Annotated in this window: 15 protein-coding genes and 1 other RNA gene; 8 read left to right on the top strand and 8 right to left on the bottom strand. The window is 69.7% G+C overall.

What is annotated here, in order from left to right; genetic code table 11:
- Positions 1 to 165: 165 nt before the first annotated feature.
- The 5 genes from ABB55_RS08025 to gap form a co-directional block, all read right to left on the bottom strand.
- On the bottom strand, positions 166 to 945 hold the full coding sequence (locus ABB55_RS08025; protein WP_054358347.1) for an inositol monophosphatase family protein: 780 nt from the start codon (positions 943 to 945) through the stop codon (positions 166 to 168).
- Positions 946 to 1,064: 119 nt separating this feature from the next.
- The gene (locus ABB55_RS08020) at positions 1,065 to 2,753 is read right to left on the bottom strand and encodes a tetratricopeptide repeat protein (RefSeq protein WP_054358346.1); all 1,689 of its coding nucleotides are present in this window, start codon (positions 2,751 to 2,753) and stop codon (positions 1,065 to 1,067) included.
- Positions 2,750 to 3,385 (bottom strand): thiamine phosphate synthase, encoded by a 636-nt coding sequence (locus ABB55_RS08015; protein WP_054358345.1) that lies wholly within the window; start codon positions 3,383 to 3,385, stop codon positions 2,750 to 2,752. Before ABB55_RS08015 ends, ABB55_RS08020 begins: the two co-directional genes overlap by 4 nt.
- Positions 3,386 to 3,526: 141 nt before the next feature.
- Complete coding sequence (locus ABB55_RS08010; RefSeq protein ID WP_054358344.1) at positions 3,527 to 4,720, bottom strand: phosphoglycerate kinase; 1,194 nt, start codon at positions 4,718 to 4,720, stop codon at positions 3,527 to 3,529.
- Between the two features lie 136 nt (positions 4,721 to 4,856).
- On the bottom strand, positions 4,857 to 5,864 hold the full coding sequence (gene gap / locus ABB55_RS08005) for a type I glyceraldehyde-3-phosphate dehydrogenase (protein WP_054358343.1): 1,008 nt from the start codon (positions 5,862 to 5,864) through the stop codon (positions 4,857 to 4,859).
- A 311-nt stretch (positions 5,865 to 6,175) separates the two neighbouring features.
- On the opposite strand from gap, the gene ABB55_RS08000 reads away from it, so the two are divergent.
- From ABB55_RS08000 to ABB55_RS07985, 5 genes are all read left to right on the top strand, one after another.
- Positions 6,176 to 6,457, top strand: a complete 282-nt coding sequence (locus tag ABB55_RS08000) for a DUF4164 domain-containing protein (RefSeq protein WP_054358342.1) — start codon at positions 6,176 to 6,178, stop codon at positions 6,455 to 6,457.
- Positions 6,458 to 6,608: 151 nt separating this feature from the next.
- Positions 6,609 to 6,980 carry a cell division protein ZapA gene (locus ABB55_RS07995; RefSeq protein ID WP_054358341.1) on the top strand — a complete coding sequence of 124 codons (372 nt, stop codon included), beginning with the start codon at positions 6,609 to 6,611 and terminating at the stop codon, positions 6,978 to 6,980.
- A 70-nt stretch (positions 6,981 to 7,050) separates the two neighbouring features.
- Positions 7,051 to 7,207, top strand: a non-coding RNA gene (ssrS, locus tag ABB55_RS28810) — 6S RNA.
- A 139-nt stretch (positions 7,208 to 7,346) separates the two neighbouring features.
- Positions 7,347 to 7,934, top strand: coding sequence for a 5-formyltetrahydrofolate cyclo-ligase (locus ABB55_RS07990; protein ID WP_054358340.1), 588 nt, complete (start codon positions 7,347 to 7,349; stop codon positions 7,932 to 7,934).
- Positions 7,931 to 8,749, top strand: a complete 819-nt coding sequence (locus ABB55_RS07985; RefSeq protein ID WP_054358339.1) for a TIGR00282 family metallophosphoesterase — start codon at positions 7,931 to 7,933, stop codon at positions 8,747 to 8,749. The genes ABB55_RS07990 and ABB55_RS07985 overlap by 4 nt, the downstream gene beginning before the upstream one ends.
- A 531-nt stretch (positions 8,750 to 9,280) precedes the next feature.
- Here the strand turns inward: ABB55_RS07985 and ABB55_RS07980 are convergent.
- Positions 9,281 to 9,697, bottom strand: coding sequence for a hypothetical protein (locus ABB55_RS07980; RefSeq protein ID WP_054358338.1), 417 nt, complete (start codon positions 9,695 to 9,697; stop codon positions 9,281 to 9,283).
- 177 nt (positions 9,698 to 9,874) lie between these two features.
- On the opposite strand from ABB55_RS07980, the gene ABB55_RS07975 reads away from it, so the two are divergent.
- Positions 9,875 to 10,624, top strand: coding sequence for a YebC/PmpR family DNA-binding transcriptional regulator (locus tag ABB55_RS07975; RefSeq protein WP_054358337.1), 750 nt, complete (start codon positions 9,875 to 9,877; stop codon positions 10,622 to 10,624).
- 111 nt (positions 10,625 to 10,735) lie between these two features.
- Here ABB55_RS07975 and ABB55_RS07970 read toward each other — a convergent pair whose 3' ends face one another.
- Positions 10,736 to 11,554 carry a site-2 protease family protein gene (locus tag ABB55_RS07970; protein ID WP_054358336.1) on the bottom strand — a complete coding sequence of 273 codons (819 nt, stop codon included), beginning with the start codon at positions 11,552 to 11,554 and terminating at the stop codon, positions 10,736 to 10,738.
- Positions 11,555 to 11,636: 82 nt separating this feature from the next.
- Positions 11,637 to 12,410, bottom strand: coding sequence for a sulfite exporter TauE/SafE family protein (locus ABB55_RS07965; RefSeq protein ID WP_054358335.1), 774 nt, complete (start codon positions 12,408 to 12,410; stop codon positions 11,637 to 11,639).
- Between the two features lie 184 nt (positions 12,411 to 12,594).
- Between ABB55_RS07965 and ruvC the strand changes: the two genes are divergently transcribed.
- Both ruvC and ruvA read left to right on the top strand, forming a co-directional pair.
- Positions 12,595 to 13,113 carry a crossover junction endodeoxyribonuclease RuvC gene (ruvC, locus tag ABB55_RS07960; protein ID WP_054358334.1) on the top strand — a complete coding sequence of 173 codons (519 nt, stop codon included), beginning with the start codon at positions 12,595 to 12,597 and terminating at the stop codon, positions 13,111 to 13,113.
- Positions 13,110 to 13,730 carry a Holliday junction branch migration protein RuvA gene (ruvA, locus tag ABB55_RS07955; RefSeq protein WP_054358333.1) on the top strand — a complete coding sequence of 207 codons (621 nt, stop codon included), beginning with the start codon at positions 13,110 to 13,112 and terminating at the stop codon, positions 13,728 to 13,730. Before ruvC ends, ruvA begins: the two co-directional genes overlap by 4 nt.
- Positions 13,731 to 13,785 lie beyond the last annotated feature (55 nt).

The raw sequence follows: 13,785 nt of genomic DNA, 5'->3' as shown, positions 1-13,785 counted from the left end.
CCGCGACCCGGTCTTTCTACCGCGCTTCGGCGCGCGAACAAACACCGCAAATGCGTCTGCGCCAAGACAGTGAGCAATCCGGCACACGAACTGGCGCCGCCGGACGGGTCCGGCGGCCGTGCGGGGATGGACCGGCCGGCCTCGGGCGGGCCGCGGGGCTCGCGATCAGAGAATCGCCTGCAGGCGGCGATGAATATCCTCGTTGCCGGCCACCACCGTGCCGGTCTCGAGCATCTTGTCGCGGCCGTCGAGATCGGTGACGAAGCCGCCCGCCTCGCGGATCATCAGGATGCCGGCGGCGATGTCCCAGGGCGACAGGTCGGATTCCCAGAAGCCATCGAAACGGCCGGCGGCGACCCAGCACAGATCGAGCGCGGCGGAGCCGCAGCGGCGCACGCCGGCGACCTCGTTCATGACCTTCTGCAGGCGCTTCAGATAGGCCGGGTGATCGCCGCGGCCGAGATGCGGAATGCCGGTGCCGATGACGCAATCGGCCAGCGCGGAACGCTTGCTGACGCGCAGACGCCGATCGTTGAGGAACGCGCCGCCGCCGCGTTCGGCGACGAAGAGCTCGTCCATGGCCGGGTTGTAGACCACGCCGGCGACGATGGTGCCCTGCCGCTCCAGCGCGATGGAGACCGAGAACATCGGAATGCCGTGCAGGAAGTTGGTGGTGCCGTCGAGCGGATCGATGATCCAGCGATGCTGCGGGTCGGTGCCCTCGATGACGCCGCCTTCCTCCATCAGGAATCCGTAGCCGGGACGGACGCGGGCCAGTTCCTGCTGCAGGATCTGCTCGGCCTTGCGGTCGGCGGCGGAGACGAAATCCGACGGTCCCTTCACGGAGACCTGCAGGTTCTCGACCTCGCCGAAATCGCGGGTGAGCGAGCGGGCCGCCTTGCGGGCGGCCTCGACCATGACGTTGAGCAGCGCGGAACGGGCCATCGTGTACCTCGTCGTCCGCGGCGCAGATCGGTGGCGCGGCGGACGGTCTCGTAGAATTCTGGGGAAGCGCGGCAGCGGCGCTTGCGGACGGCCTTCGTCACCACATCCGCGGCTTCAGTTCAAGGCGATTTCGGCATCGGGTCGGGCAGGGCGGGGATCGGCGGCGGCGGCAGGCGCGCCGGGCCGTTGCCGGCATCGCCGCCCGCCGGGACCGCACCGGGCCGGGCGATCGACGCTGCGACGCCGGTCGTCGGCGCCGGGCCGGGCGTTGCCGCCCCGTTCGGGGACGGCTCGGTGTGCGGGGCGACCACCGCCTCGCGGCCCGCTTTCGGCGACGGTCGTGGCATCGGCAGGGCGGAGCCGGCTGTTGCGGCGCCGGCCGGGGCTGGGGCGGGCAGGGCTGCGGGCGCAGGCCCCGCCGTCGTCGCCGCCGTGACGGGCGTCGGTGCCGACCCGGCTGCGGTCGCGGCGGCCGGCGGCGACGGGACGTCCGGGTTCGGGGCGCGCGTCTCGGCCGGCGGCAGGGCCGACCGGGGGCCGGAGGGGCGAAGCAACGGCGCGGGCAGCGGCGACGTCGGCAGGCCGCCCGACAGGTTCGGCAGGCCTGCCGCGGCCCCGTCGGCGGGATCGCGCCGTTCCGGTCCGGCGACCGAGAAGGGGATCGGCGCCGGGCTCCACATCGGCAGGATGGTGACCGGCTTGTTGTCCGCCGTGGCGGCATCCGCCGGCCAGGCGGCGTCGTCGGTCGGCCGGCCGAGCGCGACCGGCTCGGGATCGTCGGGCGTGTCGGGGAAACGGGCCGCCAGCCGTTCGGCCAGCTTCATCTCGCCGTCGGTGAGCCCCGACATGGCTTGGTCCATCCAGAAGTCCGGGACGCCCTTGGCGCGCGCCAGAAGATGCCATTTGGCCGCCTCGATCAGGTCGAGCTTCACGCCGATGCCGACGGCATAGAGCCGGGCGAGGCGGTTCTGGGCGATCGGATTGCCCTTCCAGGCCGCGCGCCGGAAATACTGGGCGGCGCCGGGCAAGTCCTTGGCCACCCCGCGGCCGTTGGCGAGCAGGATGCCGTATTCGAGCTCGGCATCGGTCATGCCGGCGCGGGCGGCGTCGCCGATCCAGCGGGCGGCCTCGAAGGCGTCGGGAGGCACGCCCTCGCCGCTCTTCAGCAGGATGCCGTAGCCATACTGCGCCTCGACATTGCCGGCACGCGCCGCGCGCGCGAGCAGGGCCGCTGCCTTGACGGGATCGCGCGGCACCACCTCGTCGTCGAGATACATCAGCGCGAGATTGTAGAGGGCGCCGGGATGCTCGCGCGCCGCCGCCGCCTCGAACAGCCCCATGGCGCGCTTCTTGTCCTTCGGGACGCCGTTGCCGGTGACGGTCAGCAGGCCGAGGGCGGCGATCGCCTCCCGGTCGCCGCGGTCTGCGGCCAGGCGATACCAGCTCGCGGCGCGGAAATTGTCGCGCGCCACCCCGAGGCCCTGTTCGTAGAGGTGGCCGAGCATGGTCATGGCCACGGCATCGCCGGCACCGGCCTGCCGGGTGGCGATGGCGAAACATTCCAGGTAGAGGCCGCGCTGGTAAGCCGCATACAGCATGTCGGGCGCCGACGGCGCGGCAACCGGCTGCCCCGTCTGCGCCGGGCGCGGCAGCGGCACGACGCCGTTTTCGGAATCGCGGATCAGCGGCGCGATCGCATCCGGTCGGCTGCCCTTCTGGGCGGCGTTGCCGGCCGCGAGGGCGGACCCGGCAGCCGTCGCCGACGCCAGGGCGGCGATGAGGACGGCGAGGGGCCCGGGCCGGTTCACGCGACCGTCTCCGGGGCGGATTCGGCGATCCGTCGGGCGGCCTCGGCAAGGGCGGCTGCGGGGCCGCGCGGGTCCGACCAGACCGCGTCGCGCAATGCGACGAAGTCGACCCCGGTGGCCGCCAGGACATCGACCGAGGCCAGGTCCGATCCGGCCAGCGCGACGCAGGGCACCTGGAACACCGGCGCCCACCATTCGGCCAGTTCGAGCGTCTTGGGATGCACGTCCGGGGTTTCGGGCGCCTCGATCATGCCGAACAGCACGTAGTCGGCATTCGCCTCGGCGGCCTCCATGGCGTCGTGCCGGGTCTTCAGATTGCCGGCACCGACGATCCGCTGCGGCTGGAAGGCGGCGACGGCCGTCTTCAGATCGGCGACGCCGCTCGCCACATGGATGCCGTCCGCCTTGGCCCGGCCGGCCGCGCGGCTGTCGCCGGCGACCAGCACCGCCGCACCGTGGCGCTGGCCGATCGGCGTCAGCACCTCGGCGATGCGCTGCAGCACCATCTCGCTCACCCCCTCCGGCGCGATCAGGAGCGAGGCGACCGGAACGGCGGCCAGCGCCGCGTCGAGTTCGGCCGGGAACACGGCAAGATCGATCGCGCGCGGCGTGATCAGATAGAGGCTCGACAAGACGCTACTCCGGAGGGCGCCGGCAGGAACCGGCCGCGAAGGCATTCGACGCCAGCCCGTGCCGGCATCATGGCCGGCCGGGTCTGGCGCCGAATTCGGGCGGGCTCGTGACGGCGGCGGTCCCGCCGGTCACGCGCCGCATCATTTACGCAGAATTTCGACGCCGGGCAGCGGTTTGCCTTCCAGCCACTCCAGGAAGGCGCCGCCGGCGGTGGACACATACGAGAAGGCTTCGGCCACGCCGGCATGGTTCAGGGCCGCGGCCGTGTCGCCGCCGCCCGCCACGGTGAGCAGGCCGGCAGACCGAGTCCGCTCCGCCGCATGGCGCGCCGCCGCGACCGTCGCCCGGTCGAAGGGCTCGATCTCGAAGGCGCCGAGCGGGCCGTTCCAGACCAGCGTGCGGGCGCCGTCGATGCGGGCCGCGATGGCGGCGACCGATTTCGGCCCGACATCGAGGATCATCGCGTCCGCCGGCACGGCGCCGACCGGCACGACCTCGTTGTCCGCGCCGGCCTTGAATTCGCGCGCCACGACGGCGTCGACCGGCAGCACGATGTCGCAGCGCGCGGCCTTGGCCTTGTCGAGGATGCGGCGTGCCGTCTCGGCGAGATCGTGCTCGCACAGCGACTTGCCGACGGCGATGCCCTGCGCGGCCAGGAAGGTGTTGGCCATGCCGCCGCCGATCACCAGGATGTCGACCTTGCCGACCAGATTCTCCAGGAGATCGATCTTGGAGGACACCTTGGCGCCGCCGACCACGGCCAGAACGGGACGTTCCGGGCTGCCCAGGGCCTTCTCCAGCGCCTCGATCTCACCCTGCATGCAGCGGCCCGCATAGGCCGGCAGCCGGTGCGCCAGACCCTCGGTCGAGGCATGGGCGCGATGCGCGGTGGCGAAGGCGTCGTTGACGTAGACATCGCCGAGCGCCGCCAGCGCCTCGACGAAGGCCGGATCGTTCTTCTCCTCGCCCTTGTGGAAGCGGGTGTTCTCCAGGAGCAGGATGTCGCCGTCCTTCAGCGCCGCGACCGCGTCCGCCGCGACCGGGCCGATGCAGTCGGCCGCGAAGGCGACCGGGCGGCCGACCCGCTCGGCGAGCGGCGCGACGATCTGGGCGAGCGAGAACTTCGCCTCCGGCCCGTCCTTCGGCCGTCCGAAATGGGCGAGCAGCACCACCCGCCCGCCCTTGTCGGCGATCTCGCGGATGGTCGGCACGACGGCGCGGATGCGCGTGTCGTCGGAGACGGCGCCGCCCTCCATGGGCACGTTGAGGTCGACGCGGACGAGAACGCACCTGGCCGAAAGCGAAGCGTCGTCGAGGGTCTTGAAGGCGTTCATGACTTGGCGAACCTGAGGCTGGTGAAAACGACCGCCGCCGCTTGCGCGGTCCCATCGGCCGCTCTCGCGGGAGCCGCGGCCTTCAAGCCTGCGCGCCGCTCGCTGGCCGCGCGCAGGCTTCGAGGTTCGGTACTGCTCAGATCAGCTTGCCCATCGCCACCGCGGTGTCGGACATGCGGTTCGAGAAGCCCCACTCGTTGTCGTACCAGGACATGACGCGCACCAGGGTGCCGTCCATGACCTTGGTCTGGTCCATGTGGAAGATGGACGAATGCGGGTCGTGGTTGAAGTCGATCGAGACGTTCGGGGCGTCGGTATAGCCCAGGACGCCCTTGAGCTTGCCGTCGGCGGCGGCGCGCACGGCTGCGTTGACCTCGGCGACCGTGACCGGGCGCTTGGCGACGAACTTGAGGTCGATGACCGACACGTTCGGGGTCGGCACGCGGACCGAGACGCCGTCGAGCTTGCCCTTCAGTTCCGGCAGCACCAGTCCGACCGCCTTGGCGGCGCCCGTCGAGGTCGGGATCATCGACATGGCGGCGGCGCGGGCCCGGTACAGGTCCTTGTGCATCGTGTCGAGGGTCGGCTGATCGCCGGTATAGGAGTGGATGGTCGTCATGAAGCCGTGCTCGATGCCGACCGCCTCGTTCAGCACCCAGGCGACCGGGGCGAGGCAGTTGGTCGTGCAGGAGGCATTCGAGACGACGACATGGTCGGCGGTCAGCTTGTCGTGATTGACGCCATAGACCACGGTCAGGTCGGCGCCGTCGGCCGGGGCCGAAACCAGCACGCGCTTGGCGCCGGCCGTCAGATGCGCCGAAGCCTTGTCCTTCGAGGTGAAGATGCCGGTGCATTCGAGCGCGATGTCGACGCCGAGATCCTTGTGCGGCAGGGTCGAGGGATCCTTGACCGCCGTCACCTTGATCGGGCCGCGGCCGACATCGATGATATCGCCGGAGACTTTCACTTCACCGGCGAACCGGCCATGCACGGAATCGTACCGGAAAAGATGAGCATTGGTCTCCACCGGGCCGAGATCGTTGACAGCAACGACCTCGATATCGGTGCGGCCGGATTCGACGATGGCGCGGAGAACGTTGCGACCGATGCGTCCGAACCCGTTGATGGCAACGCGAACTGCCATTTCTTTCTCTCCTGCTGCAAATTTCGGCCCGGTAACTGCCTGGGCGGCGAGGCTGCGGCACTGATAACAGGGGAAGGCCGCCTGTCAATGCGCATATCTCGATGGATGCCATCAGCAATCGTGAAGTAACCAGGGCGCGGCGCCGAACGGTGCGAACCGATCGGGCATTCTCGCGATTGACCCCGCGTTTCCATGACTAATAGAGTCACGCATGCGTCGGGCGGCGAGTCGAGCAGGATCGCCGGCGGACCCGCCGCACCGGAGCGGGGGCGCCACCGGACGGGTAGAGTGTCGTGGGACGTGATGACGTGATGGTCGAAGCCTCGCTCGTCGACGCGGCTTTGAAGCGGTTGGACATGTCGCTCGGCGCGCTCGAAGCGGCCGTCGAACGACGTCTCGAACATGAGCGTTCCGTGCTAGGCCTGGAGGACGAACTGTCCCGCACCGGCGAGGATCGGTCGCGCCTTGCCCAGGATCTGGACCAGGAACGGGCGCGCTCGGGGCGGCTCGAGGAGACCAACCGGGAGGTTTCGCGACGGCTGGTCGCCGCCATGGAGACGATCCGGTCCGTGCTCGAGGCCAATGGCGGATGAACCGAACCCTTCGGAACGAGGCCTGCAGGAACGGTCCGGCCGGCACCGGTTCGCCGGACCGCGACCGTAGCCGGTACGGAGCCGGCACGGCAGGGGGTGGCTTCGCCGCGGGCATCGATAGTCCGAGCGGGAACAAAATGGTCGGTGTGGCATGGCGCAGGTGAATGTCACGATCAGCGGCCGGGTCTACCGGATGGCCTGCGAGGACGGCCAGGAGGACCATCTGCAGGGCCTCGCGCACCGCCTCGACCAGACCATCTCGCACCTTCGCCAGACCTTCGGCGAGATCGGCGACCATCGGCTGACCGTGATGGCGGCGATCATGGCCATCGACGAACTGACCGAGACCCGGCGCAAGGCGCAGGCGCTCGAAGGCGAGAATCGCGCCCTGAAGGATGCCGGGGCGATCACCCGGGATCACCGCCACCGCATAGAAGGCGCGGTCGCGGAGCGCATCGACGGCGCGGCCCGGCGCATCGAGCAACTGGCCGCGGCACTGACGGCCACCAAGCCGGTCAATTGATCGGCGCCCAGGCGGCAAACCATCGATCGCCTCTGGCTTCGGCCGCCCGGCTCCCCTATATTCGCTGTCGACGAGGCTGCACGGTGCGACAGGATACTGAATCCCCGGGGCCTTAACGATCTTAACGGGAGCTGTCCCCGGTTGAACCCCTGGGTTCTTCCACACGGCGCCCACCTACTCTGTAGGTTCCCGGGATCGTTACATCCATCGGCTGCGGTGGCTTCGTCACTTCCCTTTCGCGTGCCGTCCGCGCCATTCGCCGCCGATGCGAAGCCGGGCCGCCTTCCCGCCGCCGCATTCGAGCCTGCCCGCCCTGTGACCACTTCGTCGAGGCCGCTCGCGGCGCCGTCCGATCCTGATGCCACCATGTCCGATGCCGCGCCGGCGTCGAAGGCCGACCTGCGCGCCGCCGCGCTCGCCCGCCGCGCCGCGGTCCCGGCCGAAGCGCGGGCCGCGGCCGCGGATCGGGTCGCCGCCCTCGTCGAGACGCTGGATCTGCCCGCCGGAGCGCTGGTGTCCGGCTTCCTGCCGATCCGTGGCGAGATCGACGCACAGCCGGCCATGGCGCGGCTGGCCGCGCGCGGGCATCGGCTCTGCCTGCCGGTCATCCTGGACGACCGGACCACCATGATCTTCCGCGCCTGGACGCCGGGCGACCCGCTCGAGCCGGCGCGCTTCGGCCTGTCCGTGCCGCCGGAGACCGCGCCGGTGGTCGATCCGGCCGTGATGCTGGTGCCGCTCGCCGCCTTCGACCGGCGCGGCTTCCGGATCGGCTACGGCAAGGGCCACTACGATCGCGCCATCGCCCGCATCGCCGCGGCCGGGCCGCTCCTGGAGATCGGCATCGCCTTCGCCTGCCAGGAGATCGAGCGGGTTCCCGACGAGCCCCACGACCGGCCGATGCGTGTCGTCCTGACCGAGGCCGGCCGGATCGATTGCGGAGCGGATCGATGAGGTTGATGTTTCTCGGCGACATCGTCGGCCGCTCGGGCCGCCAGGCGGTGATCCAGCGCCTGCCGGGCCTGGTCGAACGCTACCGGCTCGATTTCGTGGTCATCAACGGCGAGAATTCGGCCGGCGGCTTCGGCATCACCGAGGAGATCTGCCAGGACGTGCTCGATGCCGGCGCCGACGTGGTGACGCTCGGCAACCATTCCTGGGACCAGCGCGAGGCGCTGGTGTTCATCGAGCGGCAGCCGCGCCTGCTGCGCCCGGTCAACTATCCGGCTGGCACGCCGGGTCGCGGCGCCAATCTGTTCGTCGCCCGCAACGGCGCCCGCGTCCTGGTGATGAACGTCATGGGGCGCATCTACATGGATGCGCTCGACGATCCCTTCGCGGCGGTGGCCCGGCAGCTCGACGCCTGTCCGCTCGGCGAGCAGTGCGACGCCACCGTGATCGACATGCACGCCGAAGCCACAAGCGAGAAGCAGGCGCTCGGCCATTTCGTGGATGGCCGGGCGAGTCTCGTGGTCGGCACCCACACCCATGTCCCGACCGCCGACCACATGATCCTGCCCGGCGGCACCGCCTACATGTCGGATGCCGGCATGTGTGGCGACTACGACAGCGTGCTCGGCATGGACAAGGAGGAGCCCGTCCAGCGCTTCACCTCCAAGATCCCGCGCTCCCGTTTCGAACCCGCCAACGGCGAAGCCACGCTGTCCGGCCTCTGCGTCGAGATCGACGACATGACCGGCCTCGCCACCGACGTGGCCCCCCTCCGCCTCGGCGGCAAGCTGGCGCCGGCCGCGCCGGGGTTCTGGTGACGGCGAGGCCGTGGGGAATGGGCGGTCGGTGAGGGTGGTGCCTCCCGAAGGGCCGCATTCCCGGCCGCAGCGCAACGGAGAGCCGGGACCCACTCTGCTCACAACGCATTGATAGGGATTGGGTTTTCTGTGAGCGTAGCGGCAAGTTGCGCTGCGAGTAGGCCCCGGATCGGCGGCCCTGCGGGCCTTGTCCGGGGTTGCGGTTGTGGGATCGAAGGGTAACCCCGGATCTGGGGATGGATACGCCATCTCTCGACGTATTCCCGGCCGGAGCGCAGCGGAGAGCCGGGACCCACTCTGCTCGCAATGCATTGATAGATAACAAGTATTCTGTGAGCATAGCGGCAAGTTGCGATGCGAGTAGGCCCCGGATCGGCGGCCCTGCGGGCCTTGTCCGGGGATGCGGTTGTGAGAATGCGGAAGGGGTCACGACGAAAGGCGCCCGCGCGCGACTGCGAACTACCCGCTGCCCTTGTCCCCACTACCCACTACCCACTACCTACTACCCACTGCTCATTCCCCTCTCCCCAATCACCCTCCGATCCGCCGCTTGCCCCACCACGGCGCTCGGACTTTGGCGTCGCCCTCGGTCCACCAGAAACCGTCGAAGCGCTGCAGGTCTTCGGTGAAGGTGATGGCCAGCGAGCCCTGACCGAAGCGGTCTGTCCAGCGGCAGACAAGTGTGTTGCGCGCCGGGGTGCCGCAGGTGTCGAGACGGCCCTCGATGGTCTCGGCACCGGCTCGGAAGCGGTAGAGGCCGGTCAGGCCTTTCGGTCCGGCGGCGAATTCGGTCGTGCCGGCGACGAAGCTCTTGCCGGAAAAGAGTTCGCCTTCATAGGCATCGGGGACGAAGCGGGTCCATTCGATCTCTTCGGCCGAGATCGCCGACGGGCCGAAGAGGCAGCCGAGCATCAGGCCGATGAGAGGGCGGACAGGGTGCGACGGCATGGTTCGGCCGGCTCCTTCGCGGCTGCGGGAGGCACAGCATAGCGGCCCGTCTGGATTCTTGCAGCGGCGCGGCCTATAAGCCCAACCGCTTTCGATCGATCGCGGCGAGGCGGCGACCCGGACGTCCGGTCCGGGCGGAACGCCCCCGAATAGCGAAGTCACCTCAGCGAGGCGCGCATGGCCGGACATTCACAGTTCAAGAATATCATGCACCGGAAGGGCAAGCAGGACGCCGTCCGGTCGAAGCTCTTCTCGAAGCTCGCGCGCGAAATCACGGTCGCCGCCAAGGATGGCGTGCCGGACCCGACCATGAATTCCAAGCTCCGCCTCGCCATTCTGAATGCGCGCGCGGAGAACATGCCGAAGGACAATATCGAGCGCGCCATCAAGAAGGCGGCCGGCGCGGACGGCGCCAACTACGAGACGGTGCGCTACGAAGGCTACGGCCCGGCCGGCGTCGCCGTGATCGTCGAGACGCTGACCGACAACCGCAACCGCACCGGCGGCGCGGTCCGGGCGGCCTTCACCAAGCATGGCGGCGCGCTCGGCGAGACCGGTTCGGTCTCCTTCTCGTTCGATCATGTCGGCGAGATCGTCTATCCGGCCTCGGCGGGCACCGCCGACGGCATCCTGGACGCCGCCATCGAGGCCGGCGCCGACGATGTCGTGTCGGATGAAGAGACGCACGTCATCCTGTGCGGCTTCGAGGCGATCGGCGAGGTTTCCAAGACTCTGGAAGCCACGCTCGGCGCCGCCAAGTCGATCAAGGCGATCTGGAAGCCGCAGAATACGGTGCCGGTCGACGAAGAGAAGGCGCAGACGCTGATGAAGCTCGTCGACCAGCTCGAGGACGACGACGACGTGCAGAATGTCTACACCAATTTCGAAGTCTCCGACGAGATCATGGCCAAGCTCACCGCGGCTTGACGGGAGATCTGGAACGGTTCCGGCCGGCAATGCCGGCCGGGGCATGAACGGCACGGGACCACCGCGGCGGTCCGGCTCAAGGTTGCCGCGAACGGTCCGGGCGGCTCGGTTTCAAGCCGACGGAATGCGGTCGGACACGGTCCGGTCCTGGACGAAGCGCACGCTGCCGTCCAGAGCGCCGAGCCGCTTCCAGAAGCGGAAGCGGCCGAAACCTTCGTAGATGCGGAACGGCGGCACGCCGGCCGTCATGGTCATGGCGCCGGCCTTTTCGATGATCGCGCGCCCGAAATCCGGGATGGCGAGCAGTGCGACCAGCACGATCGCCGGCGCGACGAAGCGCCACGGATGGATGCGCTGCACGATCGAGTCGGGCAGGAACGGCTCGATGATGCCGTAGCCGTCGAAGCCCGGCACCGGCAGCAGATTGAACATGACCGAGGTCGCCTGCAGGAAGGCCAGCATGGCCAGCGCCGCCCAGAAGCGCGTGCCGCCGCCCCAGAGATCCAGCCCGAGCATGAAGGGCAGGGCGAGGACGACCAGCAGCGCCAGATTCATCAGCGGCCCGGCCGCGGCCGTGAAGGACAGCCACCACGCCGAACGGATGAAGCGGGTCTCGATATAGACCGCCGCGCCGGGCAGGCCGATGCCGCCGAGCGCGAGCACGACGACCGGCAACAGGATGCTGTTGACCGGATCGACATATTGGACCGGATCGAGATTGAGATAGCCCTTGTGGGCGACCGACCGGTCGCCGCCGTACCAGGCCGCAACGGCATGGCCGAATTCGTGCAGACAGACGCTCGCCACCCAGCCGGCCAGCACGAAGGTGAAGACGGCGAGATCGGATTGGATCAGGTCGAAGAAGCAGACCGTTGCCGAGACGCCGAGCACGACCAGGATGGTGATGAAATTCGGACTGATCCAGCCCATGCCGCCTCCGGACGCGGTGTCTGAACGCGTCAGCCTGTAGCAGCCCCGTTGCGGGATTGCCACCGCGCTCACGCTCAAGTCGTCAGCGCAGCCACGGATCGAGTGCCGGCAGGCTGCTGATCGCCGCCGCCGCCGCGACGAAGAGTGCGATCGGCCGATAGATGCCCTGGCCGCCACGCTGGAAGCCGGAGGTTCCGGCGAGCACGCCCGCCGTATAGGCGACGATCAGCGGCAGCGCGCTCAGGATCAGGCCCCCGGTGATGATGCCCTTGACGAAGAAGGCCGGGCCGATGGTGACGGTGGTCAGGCCGAAATAGGCGTTCAGGTTGCGCTTGACGGTCCCGGCATCGTCCGGCCCGCCGAGCCAGAACATGGCGATGAACGGGCCGCCGATGCCGATCAGCCCCGTGGTCAGCCCCGACAGCAGGCCGACCGAGCCGGTCATGCCCATGCCGGGGCGGCCGTGATAGCGCCAGCCGGACGCCATCGCGGCGACCGAGAGCAGGATGAAGACCGAGGTCGCCCAGCGCAGCGCGGTCGGGTCGAGCCCGGTCAGCAGCATCATGCCGACCGGCAGCCCGAGCAGGCATCCGAGCAGCAGCGGGCCGATATCGCGCCAGTTGCAGCCGCGCGTCGAGCCGGCCGCATAGTGCAGCGTGATCGGCACGTCGATGGTCCAGATCAGCCCGACCGCCGCCGCCGGGCCGACCACCGTGGCGGCCACCGGCACGAACACCATGCCGGCGCCGAAGCCGGCGAAGCCGCGCACCAGCCCGGCCAGGACCGCGATGGCGAGAAGAAGCGCGGCATCGTGACCGTCGGCGACGCGCAGCCAGGAGATGAGGATGTCGGACATGAAACGATCGGCTTGATCCGGCCCGAAGCAGGCCGGCGACGGACCCTAGCCCGCGGCCCGATGGCACGCCACCGTCTTGCCTGCATGATGGCCGACCGGAGGACGCACGGCACGGTCCGCGGCCGGGTCGGACCGCCAGCCAGCCTCTGGCGGCCGGTCGGCGGTCCGGCTACCACTCTCGGTCATGGCAGAGATCATCCGAATCATCGGCATCGACCCCGGCTTGCAGCGCACCGGCTGGGGCATCATCGACATGGCCGGCAACCGGCTGTCCTTCGTCGCCGCCGGCGTGATCCGGTCGAGCGCCGACGAGGGTCTCGCCGATCGGCTGGTCGAACTGCATGACGGGCTGGTCGCGGTGATCGGCAGCCACGCGCCCGACGAGGCGGCGGTGGAGCAGACCTTCGTCAACGTCAACCCGACATCGACGCTGAAGCTCGGCCAGGCGCGCGGCATCGCCATGCTGGTGCCCGCCAAGGCCGGCCTGCGCGTCGCCGAATATGCGCCGAATGCGATCAAGAAGGCGATCGTCGGCGCCGGCCATGCGGAGAAGCGGCAGATCCACCACATGGTCCGCATCCTGCTGCCCAAGGCCGTCTTCGAGGGCGACGATCCGGCCGACGCTCTGGCCATCGCCATCTGCCATGCCCACCACCGGCCGTCCCTGCAGACGGCCCTGCGCCTCGCCGGGAGGGCGTCATGATCGGCCGGCTCAAGGGCGTCGTCGACGGCATCGGCGAGGACACGGTGATCCTCGACGTGCACGGCGTCGGCTATGTCTGCCATTGCTCCGCGCGCACGCTGCAGACCCTGCCGCCGGTCGGCGAGGCCGCGGTATTGACCATCGAGACCTATGTCCGCGAGGACATGATCCGCCTGTTCGGCTTCGTCTCCGAGGAGGAGCGCGACTGGTTCCGCCTGCTCGGCACGGTGCAGGGCGTCGGCGTCAAGGTCGCGCTCGCCATCCTGTCGGTCCTGAAGCCGGTCGAACTGGCCACCGCCATCGCGCTCAAGGATGCGGCGGCCCTGGCGCGGGCCAACGGCGTCGGCAAGAAGCTCGCCGAGCGCATCTGCCAGGAGCTGAAGGACAAGGCACCGGCCTTCGGGGCGACCGATCCCGGCATGCCGCATCCGGCCGGTCCGGACGCATCCGCCCGGACCGCGCCGAAGCCGATGGCCGATGCGGTCTCGGCGCTGGTCAATCTCGGCTATCCGAGCCTGCAGGCGACGGCCGCGGTGGCGGCGGCATCGCGCAATCTCGGCGAGACGGCGACGACCGAACAGCTGATCCGCGTCGGCCTGCGCGAACTGGCGAAATAGCGGCGCCGCGGCACGGGTGCCGTCACGATCCGGCCGCCTTTTCGTCGGCTGATGG

Source organism: Prosthecodimorpha hirschii (assembly GCF_001305515.1).
GTDB classification, from domain to species: domain Bacteria; phylum Pseudomonadota; class Alphaproteobacteria; order Rhizobiales; family Ancalomicrobiaceae; genus Prosthecodimorpha; species Prosthecodimorpha hirschii.
The sequence above is the reverse complement of the archived record's forward strand: the minus strand, read 5'-3'. Positions and strand labels throughout refer to the sequence as shown.

Bases quoted from the DNA above. Each gene is read 5' to 3' on its own strand.
- ABB55_RS08025 (WP_054358347.1), bottom strand. From the start codon at position 945: ATGGCCCGTTCCGCGCTGCTCAACGTCATGGTCGAGGCCGCCCGCAAG.
- ABB55_RS08010 (WP_054358344.1), bottom strand. From the start codon at position 4,720: ATGAACGCCTTCAAGACCCTCGACGACGCTTCGCTTTCGGCCAGGTGC.
- gap (WP_054358343.1), bottom strand. From the start codon at position 5,864: ATGGCAGTTCGCGTTGCCATCAACGGGTTCGGACGCATCGGTCGCAAC.
- ABB55_RS08000 (WP_054358342.1), top strand. From the start codon at position 6,176: ATGGTCGAAGCCTCGCTCGTCGACGCGGCTTTGAAGCGGTTGGACATG.
- ABB55_RS07995 (WP_054358341.1), top strand. From the start codon at position 6,609: ATGGCGCAGGTGAATGTCACGATCAGCGGCCGGGTCTACCGGATGGCC.
- ABB55_RS07990 (WP_054358340.1), top strand. From the start codon at position 7,347: ATGTCCGATGCCGCGCCGGCGTCGAAGGCCGACCTGCGCGCCGCCGCG.
- ABB55_RS07985 (WP_054358339.1), top strand. From the start codon at position 7,931: ATGAGGTTGATGTTTCTCGGCGACATCGTCGGCCGCTCGGGCCGCCAG.
- ABB55_RS07980 (WP_054358338.1), bottom strand. From the start codon at position 9,697: ATGCCGTCGCACCCTGTCCGCCCTCTCATCGGCCTGATGCTCGGCTGC.
- ABB55_RS07975 (WP_054358337.1), top strand. From the start codon at position 9,875: ATGGCCGGACATTCACAGTTCAAGAATATCATGCACCGGAAGGGCAAG.
- ABB55_RS07970 (WP_054358336.1), bottom strand. From the start codon at position 11,554: ATGGGCTGGATCAGTCCGAATTTCATCACCATCCTGGTCGTGCTCGGC.
- ABB55_RS07965 (WP_054358335.1), bottom strand. From the start codon at position 12,410: ATGTCCGACATCCTCATCTCCTGGCTGCGCGTCGCCGACGGTCACGAT.
- ruvC (WP_054358334.1), top strand. From the start codon at position 12,595: ATGGCAGAGATCATCCGAATCATCGGCATCGACCCCGGCTTGCAGCGC.
- ruvA (WP_054358333.1), top strand. From the start codon at position 13,110: ATGATCGGCCGGCTCAAGGGCGTCGTCGACGGCATCGGCGAGGACACG.